The 16,463-nt window shown below is 52.8% G+C and carries 13 protein-coding genes; 6 read left to right on the top strand and 7 right to left on the bottom strand.

From position 1 onward, the window contains the following. The first annotated feature begins 37 nt into the window (after positions 1 to 37). The 4 genes from HMPREF2711_RS03410 to HMPREF2711_RS03395 all read left to right on the top strand — a co-directional run bounded on the left by HMPREF2711_RS03410 (position 38) and on the right by HMPREF2711_RS03395 (position 4,827). Complete coding sequence (locus HMPREF2711_RS03410) at positions 38 to 1,624, top strand: two-component system sensor histidine kinase NtrB (protein ID WP_003748356.1); 1,587 nt, start codon at positions 38 to 40, stop codon at positions 1,622 to 1,624. After that, the gene (locus HMPREF2711_RS03405; RefSeq protein WP_070615512.1) at positions 1,617 to 3,242 is read left to right on the top strand and encodes a sigma-54-dependent transcriptional regulator; all 1,626 of its coding nucleotides are present in this window, start codon (positions 1,617 to 1,619) and stop codon (positions 3,240 to 3,242) included. Before HMPREF2711_RS03410 ends, HMPREF2711_RS03405 begins: the two co-directional genes overlap by 8 nt. 46 nt (positions 3,243 to 3,288) lie before the next feature. Next, positions 3,289 to 4,041, top strand: coding sequence for a class I SAM-dependent methyltransferase (locus HMPREF2711_RS03400; RefSeq protein WP_003748361.1), 753 nt, complete (start codon positions 3,289 to 3,291; stop codon positions 4,039 to 4,041). A gap of 102 nt (positions 4,042 to 4,143) precedes the next feature. Next, the gene (locus HMPREF2711_RS03395) at positions 4,144 to 4,827 is read left to right on the top strand and encodes a 2,3-diphosphoglycerate-dependent phosphoglycerate mutase (protein WP_003748363.1); all 684 of its coding nucleotides are present in this window, start codon (positions 4,144 to 4,146) and stop codon (positions 4,825 to 4,827) included. A 135-nt stretch (positions 4,828 to 4,962) separates the two neighbouring features. Here HMPREF2711_RS03395 and HMPREF2711_RS03390 read toward each other — a convergent pair whose 3' ends face one another. Then, positions 4,963 to 5,754 (bottom strand): DsbC family protein, encoded by a 792-nt coding sequence (locus HMPREF2711_RS03390; protein WP_003748365.1) that lies wholly within the window; start codon positions 5,752 to 5,754, stop codon positions 4,963 to 4,965. A gap of 135 nt (positions 5,755 to 5,889) precedes the next feature. On the opposite strand from HMPREF2711_RS03390, the gene HMPREF2711_RS03385 reads away from it, so the two are divergent. Next, positions 5,890 to 8,079 (top strand): primosomal protein N', encoded by a 2,190-nt coding sequence (locus HMPREF2711_RS03385; protein WP_070615510.1) that lies wholly within the window; start codon positions 5,890 to 5,892, stop codon positions 8,077 to 8,079. Between the two features lie 80 nt (positions 8,080 to 8,159). Here HMPREF2711_RS03385 and HMPREF2711_RS03380 read toward each other — a convergent pair whose 3' ends face one another. The 3 genes from HMPREF2711_RS03380 to HMPREF2711_RS03370 all read right to left on the bottom strand — a co-directional run bounded on the left by HMPREF2711_RS03380 (position 8,160) and on the right by HMPREF2711_RS03370 (position 10,329). Further along, positions 8,160 to 8,834, bottom strand: a complete 675-nt coding sequence (locus tag HMPREF2711_RS03380) for a hypothetical protein (protein ID WP_003748368.1) — start codon at positions 8,832 to 8,834, stop codon at positions 8,160 to 8,162. A gap of 338 nt (positions 8,835 to 9,172) precedes the next feature. Then, on the bottom strand, positions 9,173 to 9,511 hold the full coding sequence (gene erpA / locus HMPREF2711_RS03375) for an iron-sulfur cluster insertion protein ErpA (protein WP_003680162.1): 339 nt from the start codon (positions 9,509 to 9,511) through the stop codon (positions 9,173 to 9,175). A 131-nt stretch (positions 9,512 to 9,642) separates the two neighbouring features. After that, positions 9,643 to 10,329, bottom strand: a complete 687-nt coding sequence (locus tag HMPREF2711_RS03370; protein WP_003680158.1) for a S24 family peptidase — start codon at positions 10,327 to 10,329, stop codon at positions 9,643 to 9,645. A gap of 261 nt (positions 10,330 to 10,590) precedes the next feature. Here HMPREF2711_RS03370 and HMPREF2711_RS03365 point away from each other — a divergent pair, with 261 nt between their 5' ends. After that, positions 10,591 to 10,866: a hypothetical protein gene (locus HMPREF2711_RS03365; RefSeq protein ID WP_003748371.1), complete on the top strand. Its 276-nt coding sequence runs from the start codon at positions 10,591 to 10,593 to the stop codon at positions 10,864 to 10,866. A 76-nt stretch (positions 10,867 to 10,942) separates the two neighbouring features. On the opposite strand, the gene argC is transcribed toward HMPREF2711_RS03365, so the two are convergent. From argC to HMPREF2711_RS03350, 3 genes are all read right to left on the bottom strand, one after another. Further along, positions 10,943 to 11,989 carry an N-acetyl-gamma-glutamyl-phosphate reductase gene (argC, locus tag HMPREF2711_RS03360; RefSeq protein ID WP_003748373.1) on the bottom strand — a complete coding sequence of 349 codons (1,047 nt, stop codon included), beginning with the start codon at positions 11,987 to 11,989 and terminating at the stop codon, positions 10,943 to 10,945. Between the two features lie 371 nt (positions 11,990 to 12,360). After that, a complete protein-coding gene (locus HMPREF2711_RS03355) occupies positions 12,361 to 14,064 on the bottom strand; it encodes an ABC transporter ATP-binding protein/permease (RefSeq protein ID WP_070615507.1) in 1,704 nt (567 codons plus the stop codon). A gap of 129 nt (positions 14,065 to 14,193) precedes the next feature. Beyond that, positions 14,194 to 16,401 (bottom strand): TonB-dependent siderophore receptor, encoded by a 2,208-nt coding sequence (locus tag HMPREF2711_RS03350; protein ID WP_003748378.1) that lies wholly within the window; start codon positions 16,399 to 16,401, stop codon positions 14,194 to 14,196. Positions 16,402 to 16,463: the final 62 nt, after the last annotated feature.

Genomic DNA, 16,463 nt, shown 5'->3' with positions numbered 1-16,463 from the left:
TACTACGACATTGCATGAAAATAAAAAAGGTTCACTTATGAACAGAGCCAATCTTCAAGAGCTGGGTAATCTGAGGGAGCGGATTCCCGGCGTCATCAACATTGCCCGAATAGCCATCGTCTTGCCGCTTTTGGTTTTGCACGCTTTCGGCAGCTATACGGGCGGCAATCTGATTGGCGTTTCGTTGCCGGCAGTTGAGTTTTATATTTGGATAACGCTGTATTTCTTCCTGATTATGCTCTCCGTGCTCCGCCCGGGCTGGCAGTGGCAATCCTTGGATTTGCCCAATGCCAGCGCCGTGGTCGACATTACCATGATCATGGTTTTGGTGTATATCTCCGGCGGTACGGCTTCAGGTTTCGGGATTTTGGTTTTGCCGTTTGTTGCCACGTCGTGTCTGCTCAGTTATGGCCATTATCCCATGCTGTACGCAGGCTATACGGCAATGCTGTTTATTTTGAACCTGTTTTTAGACGGCAGTATGCGTTTCGATTCGTTTAATTGGGACGCAAAATCAGTGGCGAATTCTTTAATGCTGATCGGCGCCAGCTATCTGGTGGCGATGTTGACTTCGTTTGCCGCCCGTTATCTCGAACAGGCCACAGAGTCCGCCAGCCGCCATCAATTAGCCTACCGCCGTATCAGCGGCCTGAACCATTTGGTTTTAAACCGTGTACAGGAAGCGGTGGTGGTGATTGATGCGACCCAGCGCGTGTGGCTGTTTAACAAACAGGCAAAAATCTATTTTCCCAGCCTGATTATCGATCAGCAGGAAATCGTGTTCGGCGAACTGGTGGCCCGATGGCAGCGCCAACCCGACAAACCTTTTGAAACCGATATTCATATTTTTCAACACGCCATGCACGTCCGTGCCGTTCCGCTGATTCAGGAGCAGACCGAGCTGCTGATGCTGTATGTCCGCTCATTGCGTGAAGTGGCTGCAGAGGCCATGTCCACCAAGCTGACTTCGCTTGGACAGTTGACTGCCAACCTTGCCCACGAAATCCGCAACCCGATGTCCGCCATCCGCCATGCCAGCGATTTGTTGCAAGAGGGAGACGAGGCAGATCCGCTCAAGGCCAAGCTCTACAACATCATCGACAGCAATATCCAACGCATCGACAAGATGTTGGAAGACGTATCCCTGATTAACAAACGCGACAACATCAGCCGCCAGCCGGTCAATCTGATGAAATTCTGGTTAGAGTTCAAGCAGGAGTTTACCTTGAACAATCCTGATGCCATCGGCTGTCTGCGCATGAATATGGACGGCAACAACCTGACCGTATTGGTCGATCCTATGCACTTGCAGCAAGTGATGTGGAACTTGTGCAACAACGCTTGGCGACACAGCCGTCAGGACGAAAACGCCATTACCGTCCTGATCCGCCCCAGCGGCAGGATGCATATTTCCATCGTCGTGGCGGACAACGGCAAAGGTGTGCCGCCGGATGTGCGAAACCATCTGTTCGAGCCGTTTTACACCACCGAAAAACAAGGCACCGGTTTGGGGCTTTACGTCGCACGCGAGTTGGCACACGCCAATATGGGACAGCTGCATTATCACCCTGAAATGAACGGGTTCGAACTGATTTTACCGAAGGAGCAAGCGCAGGATGAATAAATTGCAAGAGCCGGTTTTGGTTGTCGATGACGAGGCAGACATCCGCGACCTGATGGAAATGACCCTGATGAAAATGGGTCTGCGTGTCGATACGGCGGCTGGTGTTGAAGAAGCCAAAGACAAGCTGGACAACAACGATTATTCGCTGGTGTTGACCGATATGCGTATGCCCGACGGCTCCGGCCTCGAGGTGGTCCAATACATTGACGAGTTGATGCTCGATACACCCGTTGCCGTGATTACGGCTTTCGGCAATGCCGACCAAGCCGTTGAAGCCTTGAAAGCAGGCGCGTTTGACTATCTGCAAAAACCGATTACGCTGTCGCAACTGCGTTCGTTGGTAAAATCGGCCGTATCGGTTTCAGACAATACCAACGAACCCACGCCGTCTGAAAAAGTCAAATCTCAGCCGGCGCCTGTTTCTGCCGCCCTGTATAAACCCGACCCCCAGCCGGTCAAGCCTGTTGTTACGCCGCCCAAGAGCGTGCAGAGCGAATTTAACCGGCCTTTGACCGTTCCGGAAGGGCTCAATTCCTTAAAAGAGCGGTTTTCAACCGGCAATATCAATCCTGCTTTGCAAGAAGAGCCTATCCTGAAAGGCGACGACGATATGCCGCGCCTGTTGGGTACTTCGCCGCAAATGGTCGAAGTGCGCCACCTGATTCGCAGATTGGCACGCAGCCTGGTTCCCGTTTATATTTCCGGCGAATCCGGTACGGGTAAAGAGCAGGCGGCGCGCACGATTCACGAGCTGTCCGACCGCGCCGACAAACCGTTTATTGCCGTCAACTGCGGCGCGATTCCTGAAAACCTGATGGAAAGCGAATTTTTCGGCTACAAAAAAGGCAGCTTTACCGGTGCGGACCAAGACCGTCTCGGCTTTTTCCAACACGCCGACGGCGGGACACTGTTTCTCGACGAAGTTGCCGATTTGCCGCTTGCCATGCAGGTCAAACTCCTGCGCGCCATCCAAGAAAAGGCCGTGCGCCGTATCGGCGATGCGCGGGAAACCTTTGTGGACGTACGCATTATTTGTGCAACCCATAAAAACCTCGAAGCCTTGGTTGAGAGCGGCGCATTCCGCCAGGACTTGTATTACCGCCTCAACGTTGTCTCCCTACACATGCCGCCTTTACGCGAAATGCGCGAAGACTTGGGCGCGCTGATTCTGTATTTGCTGTACAAACACCGCCACGGCAATCAAACCTACAAACTCAGTCCGAAAGCCCAAGAAGCCCTGCTGCATTACAGCTATCCCGGCAACTTCCGCGAGCTGGAGAATATCCTCGAACGCGCCGTTGCACTGACGGTCGGCCAAGTGATACAAGTGGACGACTTGCAGATTCAAAACGCCCCGCAGGCCAAGGCCGATCGCAGCAGCCTTTCTTTTGACGACATCGCCGAACCTGACGCGCGCGAAACCACGCTCAATCACAGCCCCATTCCGCCGTTTGATCCGCGCACCATGCAGATACAGGATTACCTCGACCAAGTGGAACGCAGCATCATCGAGCAGGCCTTGCAGCAAACCCGTTACAACCGTACCCAAGCCGCCAAACTTTTGGGCATCAGCTTCCGCTCCATGCGCTACCGCATGGAACGCTTGGACATCAATTAAAACGTTCAGACGGCCCAAGTTCAAGGCCGTCTGAAACATAAGCCTTATGTACAAGATTTATTTTGACGAAACCGCATCTGCCGAACTTCGCAGCCTTGCCGCGCCTTTCGGGCTGACCGTTATCGACCGGCAGCCTGAAGCAGGCAGTTTCCTTATTGCTGACGAAAGCGGCATCAGTTTATGCCGCGCCGGTGAAAAAGGCCGTGTCCGCGTTGATTTTGATGGCGGTGCCGCCCATTATCGGCGCACTAAAGGCGGAGGCGAGTTGATTGCCAAAGCCGTCAATCATACTGCGCAACCGACTGTCTGGGACGCTACCGGCGGACTGGGGCGCGACAGCTTCGTGCTTGCCTCGTTGGGTTTGAATGTACACACTTTTGAACAAAATCCTGCGGTTGCCTGTCTACTTTCAGACGGCCTCAACAGGGCTGGGCAAAGTGAAGAAACACGGGAGATTGCCCGGCGAATTACTTTGTATTTCGGCAATGCCGTTGATTTGATGCAGGAATTATCTGCGCAAAACGGCAGGCCCGATGTGGTGTACCTCGACCCGATGTACCCGGAACGCCGCAAAACCGCCGCCGTGAAAAAAGAAATGGCTTACTTTCACGACTTGGTCGGCGCGGCACAAGACGAAGCCGAGTTGTTGGAGGCGGCATTGGATACCGCCAAAAAGCGCATTGTCGTCAAACGCCCGCGCTTGGGCGAATTTCTCGACGGACGCAAACCGGCATATCAATACACCGGCAAAAGCACGCGTTTTGACGTTTACCTTCCGACAAGGCCGTCTGAAGACTAGAAGCAAACTTGCAACATATCAAAAGAAACCGCCGACGTTATCAGCGCGGCGGCAAAGTGTGCTATAAATACCTTTTCCCAAACTTCATTGGAGCAAACAATCATGGAATTAGTATTCATCCGTCACGGACAAAGCGAATGGAACGCGAAAAACCTTTTCACCGGCTGGCGCGACGTCAAGCTGAGCGAGCAAGGTTTGGCAGAAGCCGCCGCAGCAGGTAAAAAGCTGAAAGAAAAAGGCTATGAATTCGACATCGCCTTTACTTCCGTCCTGACCCGTGCCATCAAAACCTGTAACATTGTTTTGGAAGAATCTGACCAACTGTTTGTTCCGCAAATCAAATCATGGCGTTTGAACGAGCGCCACTACGGCCAGCTGCAAGGTTTGGATAAAAAACAAACCGCAGAAAAATACGGTGACGAGCAAGTCCACATTTGGCGCCGCAGCTACGACACCCTGCCTCCGCTGCTTGATCCTAAAGACCCGCATTCCGCCCACAACGACCGCCGCTATGCCAACCTGCCTAGCGATGTTATTCCCGATGGCGAAAACCTCAAAGTTACCCTCGAGCGCGTCCTGCCTTTCTGGGAAGACCAAATCGCTCCGGCCATCCTGAGCGGCAAACGTGTTTTGGTTGCGGCACACGGCAACTCCCTGCGCGCGTTGGCCAAACACATCGAAGGCATTTCCGACGAAGACATCATGAGCTTGGAAATCCCGACCGGCCAGCCGCTGGTGTACAAATTGGACGAAAACCTGAAAGTGGTTGAGAAATTCTACCTGTAAGGTAAAGGGAAAAAGGACGTGGCGAACACGTCCTTTTTTGTATTTGTCTGTTTGAGGCCGTCTGAAAGCAATTGATGGCAGGGCGAAATGAAAAAAGGACGCGTAAAGCGTCCTTGATGGAGATTAAACCCTGTATTACTGGTTTTTCTCGATAACTTCTTTGAGGTGGGGCATAGGGCTGTAACCGCTTTGGCTGCGGCCGTTAGGGAAGACCAGGGTCGGCGTGCCGTTGAAGCCGAATTGTTCGCCCAATGAAGTGGTTTCCGCAACAGGGTTTTCGCAGTTTGCTTTGCCGCTTGGGAGTTTGCCTTTGCGCATCCAGTCGGTCCATGCCTGGGTCGGATTAGGTTGGCACCACAACAGCTCGGCCTTGCGCGCGGCATCAGGGTGCAGGCTTGGAATCGGCATCATGAAGGTGTAAATCGTGATGTCGGTCATTTTTTCAAATTCATGCTCCAAGCGTTTGCAGAACGGGCAGTCCGGATCGGAGAAAACGGCGACTTTCAGTTTGCCGTTGCCGCGCACTTCTTTGATGGCTTTGTCCAAAGGCAGGGAAGCGAAGTCAATTTTGTTCAAATCGGCGGCGCGTTCTTCAGTCAGGCTTTGGCGCGTGTTGACGTTGATGAGGTCGCCGACGAGCATATAGTCGCCTTTGGCATCGGTATAGATGATTTGTTTGCCGCTGACGACAACTTCGTAAATGCCTTTAATCGGTGTTTCACTGACGCTCAAAACTTTCAAATCTTGGGCGGCATAGACTTTTTCTAAACGCGCTTTCAAAGAAGCGGCAACGGATTTGTCGGCAGGCGCTTCCGCTTTGGCAGCCGGAGCAGGCGCCGCGTTGGCATTGGATACGGCAGGTTGACCACATGCCAACAAAGGAAGGACGGCAAACGGTGTTAAGATTTTGATTAACTTGGTTTTCATGCGAGAGACTTGCGTGTGTTAAAAGTAAGGCATTGTATCAAACCTCTGTCATGCCTGCATTGTATTGAGGCTCAATTTATCGTCTGAAAATAGCTTTCGGCTGTTAAAATACGAAAAAATGATTTGATTGTTTGTATGATTTACCACCGCATCGCTGTGAACGTGCCGCTTTCAGACGGCCTTTTGACTTATTCGCATTCCGAGCCGCTCCCTCCAGGAACGCGGGTGCTTGTGCCTTTCCGCAATAAAACCGTGGTCGGGATTGTGTGGGAAACGGATATTGCACCCGATATGGATACGGCGCGGATTTTGAGTGTTCAGACGGCCTTTGTGGAAGAAAAGCCGTTGCCTCAAAGCTGGCGTGATTTGTTGGCGTTTACGTCGCGTTATTACCACTATCCGACCGGGCAGGCGGTGTTTGCCGCGCTGCCGCAGGGTTTGAAGGAAACGCGCGCGGTGGAAATGCCGCAGCCGCCGTTGTTTTACGCGCTGAACGAAGCGGGCAGGGCGCAAACACCGCCACCGACGCGGTTCAACAAAAAAGCGGCTTTGTGGGACGCGCTGCTGTCGGGCGGAATGACGATGGCGGCGTTGAAGCAGGTAAACGCGCAGGCAGTGAAATTGATTGAAGATTGGGCGGAGCAGGGCTGGATTGAAACGACGGAGGCGGCGAAGTCCGTTTTAAGGCCGTACCACGGGCAGGCTTCGCACTCTGAATTTGTGTTGAATGCCGACCAGCAGCAGGCTTCCGATGAAATTCAGACGGCCTTCGGCAAATTCCAGCCGTTTTTGCTGTACGGCATTACCGGCAGCGGCAAGACCGAGGTGTATTTCGATGCGATGGCGAAAGTGTTGGCGCAGGGGCGGCAGGTGTTATTTTTGTTGCCCGAAATCAACCTCACGCCGCAGCTTTTGAAGCGGGTGGAAAACCGTTTTGCCGACGTGCCGACCGCCGTGTTGCACAGCCAGATGGCGGCAGGCAAGCGCACGCAGGATTATCTGCGCGCCATGTTGGGGCAGGCGAAATTGGTCATCGGCACGCGGCTGGCGGTGTTCACGCCTTTGCCTGATGTCGGGCTGATTGTGGTCGATGAGGAACACGACAGCTCGTTCAAACAGGACAATGAATTGCGCTACCATGCCCGCGATTTGGCGGTGTGGCGGGCGAAGCAGAGCGGCTGCCCCATCATATTGGGCAGCGCCACGCCCAGCTTGGAGAGCTGGCACAAAGCGCAAAGCGGCGCGTACCGCCTGCTGCAACTGACCGAGCGCGCCCATGCCGCCGCGCAACTGCCGCAAGTGGAAATACTTAATGTAGGCCGTCTGAAACTCGATAACGGCTTCTCGCCGCAAGCCTTGCAGCTTTTGAAACAGAATTTTGAGGCGGGCGGCATGTCGCTGGTGTACCTCAACCGACGCGGCTTCGCGCCCGCGCTGTTTTGCGGCGACTGCGGCCATACCTTCGGCTGCCCAAACTGTTCCGCCAAAATGGTGCTGCACCAACGCGCCCGCCAACTGCGCTGCCACCACTGCGACCACCGCGAGCCCATCCCGTTCAAATGCCCCGACTGCGGCAACCAAGACCTGACCGCCGTCGGCCACGGCACGCAGCGCGTCGAAGAAACCCTGCGCGCCTTCCTGCCCAAGGCCGCCGTCGTCCGCGTCGACAGGGACAGCACGGCGCACAAAAACGACTGGGCGGATTTGTACCGCCGCATCGCCGACAACGAAATCGATATTCTGGTCGGCACGCAGATGCTCGCCAAAGGCCATGATTTCGCGCGGCTCAACCTCGTTATCGTCTTAAACGCCGACGGCAGCCTATACAGCGCGGACTTTCGCGCGCCGGAAAGGCTGTTTGCCGAGCTGATGCAAGTGTCCGGCAGGGCGGGGCGCGCCGACAAACCCGGCAAGGTGCTGATACAGACCCAACTGCCCGAACATCCCGTCTTCGCCGCCGTCAAAGCGCAGGACTACGCCGTGTTTGCCGAAAACGAATTGAACGAGCGGCAAATGTTCGCCATGCCGCCCTTCGGTTTTCAGACCGCCGTCCGCGCCGACGCGCCGCGCGTTGCCGATGCGATGGAATTTCTCAACGCCGCCAAAGAAACCCTCGCCCCGCTTTTACCCGAAAGCGTCTCCCAGTTCGGCGCCGCCCCCATGCTGATGGTGCGACTTGCCGAACGCGAACGCGCGCAAATCTTCCTCGAATCGACATCCCGACAAGATTTGCACCGCGCCGTGAGTTTGTGGGTGCAGGTGTTGCAGCAAAACCGCGACGGCAAAATCAGATGGTCGGTGGATGTGGATGTGCAAGAGGCTTGATTGGAATGATGCAATCAATATGGAAATAAAAGGCCGTCTGAAAATCTGTTTTTCAGACGGCCTTAAGTTTTTGAATCAGTTTAGAAGAATTTTGCAGCGATATAGCCGAGAGCAAGCAGGCTCAAAACGGCGAATACGATGGCCATTGTAAGCAGAAACTGTGTTTTCTTCCTCGCTGCAAGTGCAGCCAGCTCAGGATTTTGGCCTAACTCTTCGCGTAATTGGGATTCTAATTCGGCGCGGATTTTTTTGCGCAGCTTTTTTTCCTCCTGCTCACGTTCGTATTTGAGCTTGTGGGCAATTTCGGTTTGTTTTTTATGCTCGAAAGAGATTTTTTCCTGCCATTCAATGCGCTTGCGCTGGATGGCCAGCTCATTTTTTTCTGTCAAATCAAAGTGGCAGGTCTTACATTCCTGTGCATCGAGTTCGTCAATAATCGTCATGCAGACTGGGCATTGGATAGGGTCGGGAGTGTTGACTGCCAATACGGGTTCTTCTTCGACCGCTTCCAACTCCATAGCCTGACGGACGATTACGTCCAAACCTAAATAGCTGAAGTAATGCTGCGCATTTTCGCGCTCGTCTTGCGTGCATTTTTCGGCCACAATGGCTTGCGGACGCTCGGCCAAGGCTTGAATCAGGCTCTCGGCTTCGTTTTCGGGCAGGTTGTCATACAGGCAGGCATGGATGCGCTCCTTATCCGTGTTCGGCGGATAAGAAACGTATACGTCGAAAAATTTTTCTTGTTTGCTCATTGATATCCCATGAATATTTCGACTGCGTCAACCAAATGGGTTTAGCCTAAGGTTTTGTTATTGTGTTTGAGCTGTTCTGACTTGCGATAAGAGCCAGGACAGAGGCTGCAGTCTCAGGCAGACCAGGTACGGTTTGCCTTTGTGTCGTTAATCGGCTGGACAATAATTTTTTATTTATATGGAAATATGCATGTCCAATGTTATGTCTATTGTAGAGTAAATATTCACGCCCGATATTATTATTATAAGGTAAATCTAAAATTGTTTAAAATAAATTCACACAAAAGGCCGTCTGAAGATACAGACGGCCTGCTTTTTTTGTGGCAAAAACGGATTGTTTATACGGAGAAGGACGAACCGCAACCGCAAGTTGTCTCTGCATTCGGATTGCGGATGACGAATTGAGAACCTTGCAGGCTTTCGGTGTAGTCGATTTCCGCACCAACCAGATATTGGTAGCTCATCGGGTCAACCAAGAACGTCAGGCCGTTTTTTTGGATTTCGAAATCGTCGTCGTTTTTGATTTCGTCAAAGGTAAAACCGTATTGGAAGCCGGAACAGCCGCCACCGTTGACGAATACGCGCAATTTCAGGTCGGGATTGTTCTCTTCGGCAATCAGGTCGGCAACTTTGGTGCAGCAGCTGTCAGTAAAGATAATAGGGCTTTCGTCTGACATGATGTGATTCCTTTTATATGAATATTTTTACTATTGTCGCGCAAACCGTTGGCCAAAGCAAGTTTGTGCAGACAGGTCTGCCAGCTTACATGGAGGGTATGGCAGAAATTTCAAGCGCCAGTATGTCAGATTTAGATGCTTCTGCCAAACCATTCGACTCGGCCGATGATGGCAACGTCGTCGGTCGGGTTTTTCAGGTCGATTTCAAAAGTAGGGTAGGCTTCGTTGGCGGAAATGACGTTGACGATGCCGCCGGGTATCAGTTGCAGGCGTTTGACCAAAAGGTTTTCGTTGAGGCGCAAAACATAGAGGCCGTCGCGCGGCGTGGTTTGGCCGTGGTTGATGAGGATGGTGTCGCCATCATTCAGCACGCCTTCCATCGAGTCGCCTTTGACTGAGATAACGGAAAGGTTTTTGATGTCGCGCGTCACATAATTTTCTATCCAATAGCGTCGGAACGCCATGGCGAACATGGGCTGTTCATCGCCGACGAGCTGGCCGTGTCCGGCCGCGGCTTGGATGTCGTAACGCGGTACGAAGACAAATTCGTCTATATCGACAGGGTTGCCCAGTGTGTCGGTGGCCGTGGCTTTTGGGGCTTCGGAATCGGGGAAGGGGGAGCCTTCGCCTGTCAACAGCCAGTCTATGCTGCAGCCTTTAAGTTGTTTGATTTTTTTTAGCGTTTCTGATTTTGGCAGGCCGCCTTCGTTCCAGATGCGGCTGAATCCGGCGATGGTCATATCGATGTCGGCGGCGATTTTGGCTTGGCGGGCTTCATCTTTCCATAAGAAAGCCAGGCGGTCTTTAAAGGTATCCATGTTTATGCCTTTATGAAGGTATGTTTTTTATATGGTTTAGACGATTTGAGTGTATTTTACCTTAGTTTTTATAAAATTGTAAGAAAAAAATTACTCAACCTAAGAAAAAGTATTGCATATTTTATTTTTTCTTAGTATTATTCGTTTTGTCTTAGATAAGTCGATATTTCTAATTTTCGATTCGATTTTTCTTAGTTTAGTTTTATTTGGTTTAGTTTTTCTGACTTAAACCTGCTATGTGATTATGATGAGAGGTGTGAAATGACTCGTTCGCGTAAAAATATTTTTTGGGTACTGCTGGCGTTGGTGCTGGGTTTTTTTGCCCTGCCTTTCGGATCTTCGGAAGCGCATGAAGCGGACGGTAATTTGACGGCTTCGGAATGCGAACGCTTGGGCAGTTTGAGTCTGGATCAGATGGACGGCAGGTTGCTTGCCTTCGCCAAAGAATGCGATATGGTGGAGGCTACCCACGATTGGGAACAACAGTACGGTAACTTGAATGAAGAAGAAATGCTTGCCGGCGTGGTGTATGAGTGATGTTTGCGTATGAATTAATAAAGGCCGTCTGAAAACCATTGTTTCAGACGGCCTTGTGTTTTTAATAAGGATGACGTTAAGGCATCAACGGCGCATTGGTCAGGCCGGTGGTTTCGGGCAGGCCGAACATGATGTTCATATTCTGCACGGCTTGACCGGCTGCGCCTTTAACCAAGTTGTCGATGACGGAAAGCACAATCCACACATCGTCTTGATCAGGCGCTTTTTGAACGCTGATACGGCAAAGGTTGGCGCCGCGCACGCTGCGGGTTTCGGGTGTCGAACCTGAAGGCAGGATATCGACAAAGGGGCTGTTACGGTAGTATTCGCGCAGCAAAGCTTCAGGATCGGTATGTTCTTGCAGGTGCAGATACAGGGTGGCGTGCATACCGCGTATCATCGGAACAAGGTGTGGCACGAAAATCAGGCCGTCTGAAACCTGGTCTTGCAGTCCGGACAGGGTTTGTCGGATTTCAGGCAGATGGCGGTGGCCGCCGACGCTGTAGGCTTTGAAGTTATCGCCTGCTTCGCACAACAGGGCGTGAGTACTGGCTTTGCGGCCTGCGCCGGAAACACCGGATTTACAGTCGGCAATCAGCGGCGCGTTGGCTTTCAGACGGCCAGCCTGAAGCAGCGGCAATAAGGGCAGGGAAACGCAGGTGGGGTAGCAGCCCGGATTGGCCACCAGCATGGCTTTGGCGATGTCATCTTTGTGAAGTTCGCACAAACCGTACACTGCTTGGGAAACGAGTTGCGGCGCAGCATGGGTCATTTTGTACCATTGTTCCCATGTGGGGATGTCGCGGATACGGAAGTCGGCAGACAGGTCAATCACGCGTACGCCTTTTTCGACAAGGGCCGGTGCTTCTTTCATGGCCACGCCGTTGGGCGTGGCAAAGAACACGAGGTCGCAACGGTCAAGTCCGGCATCCTCGGGTGTTTGGAATGCAAGGTCGTAAATACCGCGCAGGCTGGGGAAGTAGTCCGCCACTTCAATACCGGCTTCGCTTCGGCTGGTAACGGCGGTAACTTCTGCGTTGGGGTGGCTGCTGAGCAGGCGCAACAATTCGACGCCTGTGTATCCGGTTGCACCGACAATACCGATTTTAATTTTTGTGGTCATGGTGTGGCTCCTTTGTAGGGATGACGATGCGTTTGATTATATAGTAATTGATTGCCGTCGGTCAGCGGTGCTTGTGCCAAGCTTTGCAAGGGACGGTTAAACAGGCCGTCTGAAATATGGAATGAATAATATTCGAGAGCGGGTTTCAGACGGCCTGAGCGTTGGGAAAACGCAGTTTGCTGTTTGATTTGTGGTGGGTGTTTCGTCTTTATCCTATCCGTACGAACACAAAATAAAAATGTAAAAAAATGCCCCCGGGTTGGAGGACCGGAGGCAAGTATCCAAGGAGTAGCTCTCATCAATAAGAACTAGTTACTTGGTACTATATCCCTTGTTAGAATGGAAAGCAAGCGTTTTGCACATTTTAACATTTAAATAATTTTTTCATTCAAATTCAGCGAACTATCAAACAGGGTTTGAATCTTGGGTTGGTGGCTGATGCCGATGACCAAAGTGTCGGGCAAATGTTGTTTGAGGGTCTGCATCAACATCAGGGCGGATTCGTCATCGAGCTGGTTGGTAGCTTCATCTAGGAACAGGATTTGCGGTTTGTGCAGCAGTGCGCGTGCAAGGCTGAGGCGTTGCTGTTCGCCGCCGGAGAGGATGCCGTGCCATTCGTATGAAGTGTCCAAATCGTTCATCAACGTGTGCAGCCTACCCGTGGGGCTGTTTAGGCCGACTTGTTCCAAAACGGTTTGAATCAAATGGTCGTCTTGGCAGGCCGCATAGGGATAGCTGACGGTTTGACGCAGGGTATCGGTAGGCAGGTAAGGGCGTTGCGGGAAAAACAGGCGGTTGCCTTCGAGTGAAAAAGTGCCTTGATAATACGGCCATAAACCGGCCAGCACGCGCAACAGCGTGGATTTGCCGATGCCGCTTTTGCCTTCGAGCAATAGCCATTCAGGGGCATGGGCTTCAAGGCTGATGCCGGAGAGCAGGGGGGTGCCGGTTTGGGTGTGGACGGTAAGGTTGTGCAGGACGGCTTTGCCGCGATGTTGCGGCAAATCTGCTTGGTGTGGTTGAAGGACGGGGCTTTTGTGTTCTGCTTGTTCTAAGGCCGTCTGAAAACCGGAAAGCCGCTCGATGACTGCCGCCCATTCAATCAGGCGGCGGTAGGAGTCGGTAAACCAGCCGAAGCTGTCTTGGACGCGGGCAAACGATGTGCGCGTCTGCATCATGTCGCCGAAGGTCATGGTTTTGGCGAGGTACATGGGCAGGGTGGCGAGGATGGGGATGAAGATGCTGATGCGGACATAGGTCGCCCAGAAGGTTTCTTGGCGGAATTCGCAGTTGGTCAGTCGCCGCCAGTTGTCGCGGATGCGGAGGTAACGTTGTTTCAGACGGCCTGTTTCCGCTTCGCCGCCGTTGTAAAAGGCGATTTGTTCGGCATGGTCGCGCACGCGCAGAAGGGCGGCGCGGTAGTCGGCTTCGCGGTGCTGGCGGTCGATATTGAGGTTTTTCAGTTTGCGGCCGACAAGGTGGGCGATGACGGTGCTGAAGATGGAATAAATCAGGGCAACCCAGACGAGGTAGCCGTGTATGGTGATGCTGTATCCGCCGATGTTGAAGGTCTGCACGCCGGAGAGCGTCCACAGTACGGCGACGAACGCGCTGAATTTGGCAACGTTGTTGATGAAGGAGCGAAAGAGGCTGATGCTTTTGTCGGCGAGGAGGTAGATGTCTTCGGCGATACGCTGGTCGGGGTTGTCCGGTTCGCCCGTCAGGCGCAGGCGGTAGTGTTTGTGGCCTTCGAGCCAGTTTGTTTGGAATTGCTCGGTCAGGTGGGTGCGCCAGCGGAAGATGAGGCGTTTTTGCAACCAGTCGCCGCAAACGATGCAGCCGATGATCATCGCCATGTAGCCGAGGTATTCGACGATGAGCGCGGGCATGGACGCGCCGTCAAATGCGGCCAGCGCGTCGTAGAAACGTTTGTCCCACGCGGCGATCCAAACGCTGATGGTGATGGAGCAAAGGGTGAAGCCGATGAGGACGGCGAGCATCAGCCATTGGAGGCGGCCGTGCGCCCCCGACCAGAAAGGACGGGCGAGGTAAAAGAATTTTTCGAGTGTTTTCATAATGCTTGCGAATGCGTGCGAATGGCCGTCTGAAAGTGAAATTGTACTTTCAGACGGCCTTTTTATCAGCAATAGTTGGTTTATGCTTTTAAAAAATGAGCGGTCAACCCGTGCTTGCTATGCTGCTATTTACATCTTCCACTTCAGGCTGAACACGGCGTTGCGCGGTTCGCCGTAGAAGTTGTCGCTGTTGGCAGCTCGGTTGTATTGGTTTTCGTAGTAGCGTTTGTCGGTCAGGTTGTTGACTGCCAGCCCCAGTTGCAGGTTTTTGCTCGGGCGGTATTGGACGTTGGTATTCCAAATGGTGTAGCCGCCTTGCTTGATGGAGCCGTAGGAATTGGCGGTTTTGCTGCTGCTCTTCAAGCCAAGACCGACTGTCCATTTGCCGTCATCCACCGGCAGGACATAGCTGGTGTAGAGGCGGAACATATGCTTCGGCGTATGGCTGCTGAAGTTGTAGCCTTTTAGGCGCGATTCAACATTGTCGCCGACGCTGTTGCGGTTGGTGCTGCGGTTGAAGGTGTAGCCTGCGTAAACCTGCCAACGGTCGGTCAGACTGCCGGAGATTTCGGCGTCCAAGCCGCGGCTGCTTTGATTGAGCGGTTCCCAATAGGGATGCGGTTTGGCATTGACGCGTTGGTTGTTGTTGTCTTTGTCGGTACGGTAGAGGGCGACAGAAGTATTCAGACGGCCTTCGTTCCATTCGCCTTTCCAACCGAGTTCGTAGTTGCGTCCCATAATCGGCGGCAACAGGTTGTCATTGTAGTCGCGGTTCATCGTTTGTTTGAAGATGGAAGTATAGGCGGCGTAAATACTTTGTTTAGGCGTGATATCGTAAGTGATGCCGGCATAAGGAACGAAGCGGTTGCGTTTGAGCGAGTCTGAGGAACCTGCTGCCCCGTCTTTGAGGTCGCGATCCCAATAGTAGTCGCGTTTCCAGCTGGTATAGCGTCCGCCTGCGATGATGTGCAGTTTGTCGGTGGGATTGATGCGCGCGCCCAAACCGAAGGCATGGGTAGTATAACGGCCGTCGCCGCCACGGGCTTTGGCTGTGGCAGAATCCCAATCGGGTTTGGCTTTCTCGCTGCCGTTAAAGGCATCTGCGTCATAGTTGCTGCTGTCGTTGAGCCAGCGATTGCTTGAATTCACGTTCTCTTTGGAATAGCTGTGCATGAAGAAGAGGTCGTGATTTTGGCCGAAAGCGAAGATGCGGCCGGTCAGGTTGTTTTGGAAAGTGAACTGGCGGTTGCCTGCATCGTAACGGTCGAAGCTGTATGTGCTTCCCAGGCCGTCTGTACCGATGCCGTTACCCGTGCCACCCAGCGTGTAATATTCTTTTAAACTAGTGTTCTTGCGCCAGTCCAGTTTGCTGCTCAGTTTCCAGTTGTCGTTGAAATAATGTTCTAATTCGGCAAAAAGATTGTATTTTTTCAGGCGGGCTTCGTTCCAATCCGCACCCAAATAGCGGCTGCGTTTCCACTCTTTGCCGTCAGCGCGCATGGGCAGACCGTCGGGGTCGGGCGTTTCGGTTTGGTTGAGATAGCTTGCGCCCCAAGTGAGCTTGCTGTTGTCGCCGATGTCTTTGTCCATCACGCCATACAGAAGGACGTCGCGGCCGCCGGATTGGTCTTTGAAGGTTTTGTTGCTGCCTACCGAGCCGACAAAGCGTCCGCGCAGGCCGTGTTCTTGGCTTAAGGTGCCGGATGCATCAAAGGTGCTGTTTACTTTGCCCCATGAGTTTGCCATCAAATCGGCGGAAAGCTGGCGTTTTGCAGTCGGCTTTTTACGGACGGCGTTTACCGTGCCGCCGGGTTCGTTGTTTGCCTGTGTCAAACCTGCCGCACCGCGCACCACTTCAATGTGGTCGTACATTGCCATATCGGTTGCACTGGTCGGGTCGCCGGCCGGGCCACCTAAGCCGAATCCGCCAGGCGAACCAAGTTGCGTGGCAATGCCGTCTTCTTCAAACTGTTCGATAAAATAGCCGCGCGACATGAAATGCGTGCGTCCGCCGCTTTTGAAAACATTGATGCCCGTAGAGTTTTGCAACGCACCTTCTAAGTCGGTGATGCCTTGGTCTTCAATTTGTTTTTTAGTAATGACGCTGACAGATTGGGGGATTTCCCGCGGAGAGAGGATCAGTCCTGTGGTTGAGCGCAGGGCGGATACGGTGTAACTGTTTTGACTTTCTGTACGCAGGCTTTTGTTTTTACCCACTACGGTAACTTGTTCCACTTCAGCCTGTTGTACTTCTTCGGCAGCTTGTACGGCTTGGGGTAGTGCGGCAAGGCAGAGGGCAAGTGTGCTCAGTTTGAATAGTTTCTCAGAATGGTGCATTGGAAGGGGTCCTTGATAAAGAAAGGTCTGTTTGTTTTTAAATATTGGCGGCAATATCCGTT

The sequence above is a fragment of the Neisseria sp. HMSC070A01 genome (assembly GCF_001810165.1).
In the GTDB taxonomy this organism is placed as follows: domain Bacteria; phylum Pseudomonadota; class Gammaproteobacteria; order Burkholderiales; family Neisseriaceae; genus Neisseria.
Note: the sequence above shows the minus strand (reverse complement) of the source record. Positions and strands in the feature narration are given on the sequence as shown.

Bases quoted from the DNA above. Each gene is read 5' to 3' on its own strand.
- HMPREF2711_RS03370 (WP_003680158.1), bottom strand. From the start codon at position 10,329: ATGGATACCTTTAAAGACCGCCTGGCTTTCTTATGGAAAGATGAAGCC.
- HMPREF2711_RS03350 (WP_003748378.1), bottom strand. From the start codon at position 16,401: ATGCACCATTCTGAGAAACTATTCAAACTGAGCACACTTGCCCTCTGC.
- HMPREF2711_RS03400 (WP_003748361.1), top strand. From the start codon at position 3,289: ATGTACAAGATTTATTTTGACGAAACCGCATCTGCCGAACTTCGCAGC.
- HMPREF2711_RS03365 (WP_003748371.1), top strand. From the start codon at position 10,591: ATGACTCGTTCGCGTAAAAATATTTTTTGGGTACTGCTGGCGTTGGTG.
- HMPREF2711_RS03380 (WP_003748368.1), bottom strand. From the start codon at position 8,834: ATGAGCAAACAAGAAAAATTTTTCGACGTATACGTTTCTTATCCGCCG.
- argC (WP_003748373.1), bottom strand. From the start codon at position 11,989: ATGACCACAAAAATTAAAATCGGTATTGTCGGTGCAACCGGATACACA.
- HMPREF2711_RS03405 (WP_070615512.1), top strand. From the start codon at position 1,617: ATGAATAAATTGCAAGAGCCGGTTTTGGTTGTCGATGACGAGGCAGAC.
- erpA (WP_003680162.1), bottom strand. From the start codon at position 9,511: ATGTCAGACGAAAGCCCTATTATCTTTACTGACAGCTGCTGCACCAAA.
- HMPREF2711_RS03410 (WP_003748356.1), top strand. From the start codon at position 38: ATGAACAGAGCCAATCTTCAAGAGCTGGGTAATCTGAGGGAGCGGATT.
- HMPREF2711_RS03385 (WP_070615510.1), top strand. From the start codon at position 5,890: ATGATTTACCACCGCATCGCTGTGAACGTGCCGCTTTCAGACGGCCTT.
- HMPREF2711_RS03390 (WP_003748365.1), bottom strand. From the start codon at position 5,754: ATGAAAACCAAGTTAATCAAAATCTTAACACCGTTTGCCGTCCTTCCT.
- HMPREF2711_RS03395 (WP_003748363.1), top strand. From the start codon at position 4,144: ATGGAATTAGTATTCATCCGTCACGGACAAAGCGAATGGAACGCGAAA.
- HMPREF2711_RS03355 (WP_070615507.1), bottom strand. From the start codon at position 14,064: ATGAAAACACTCGAAAAATTCTTTTACCTCGCCCGTCCTTTCTGGTCG.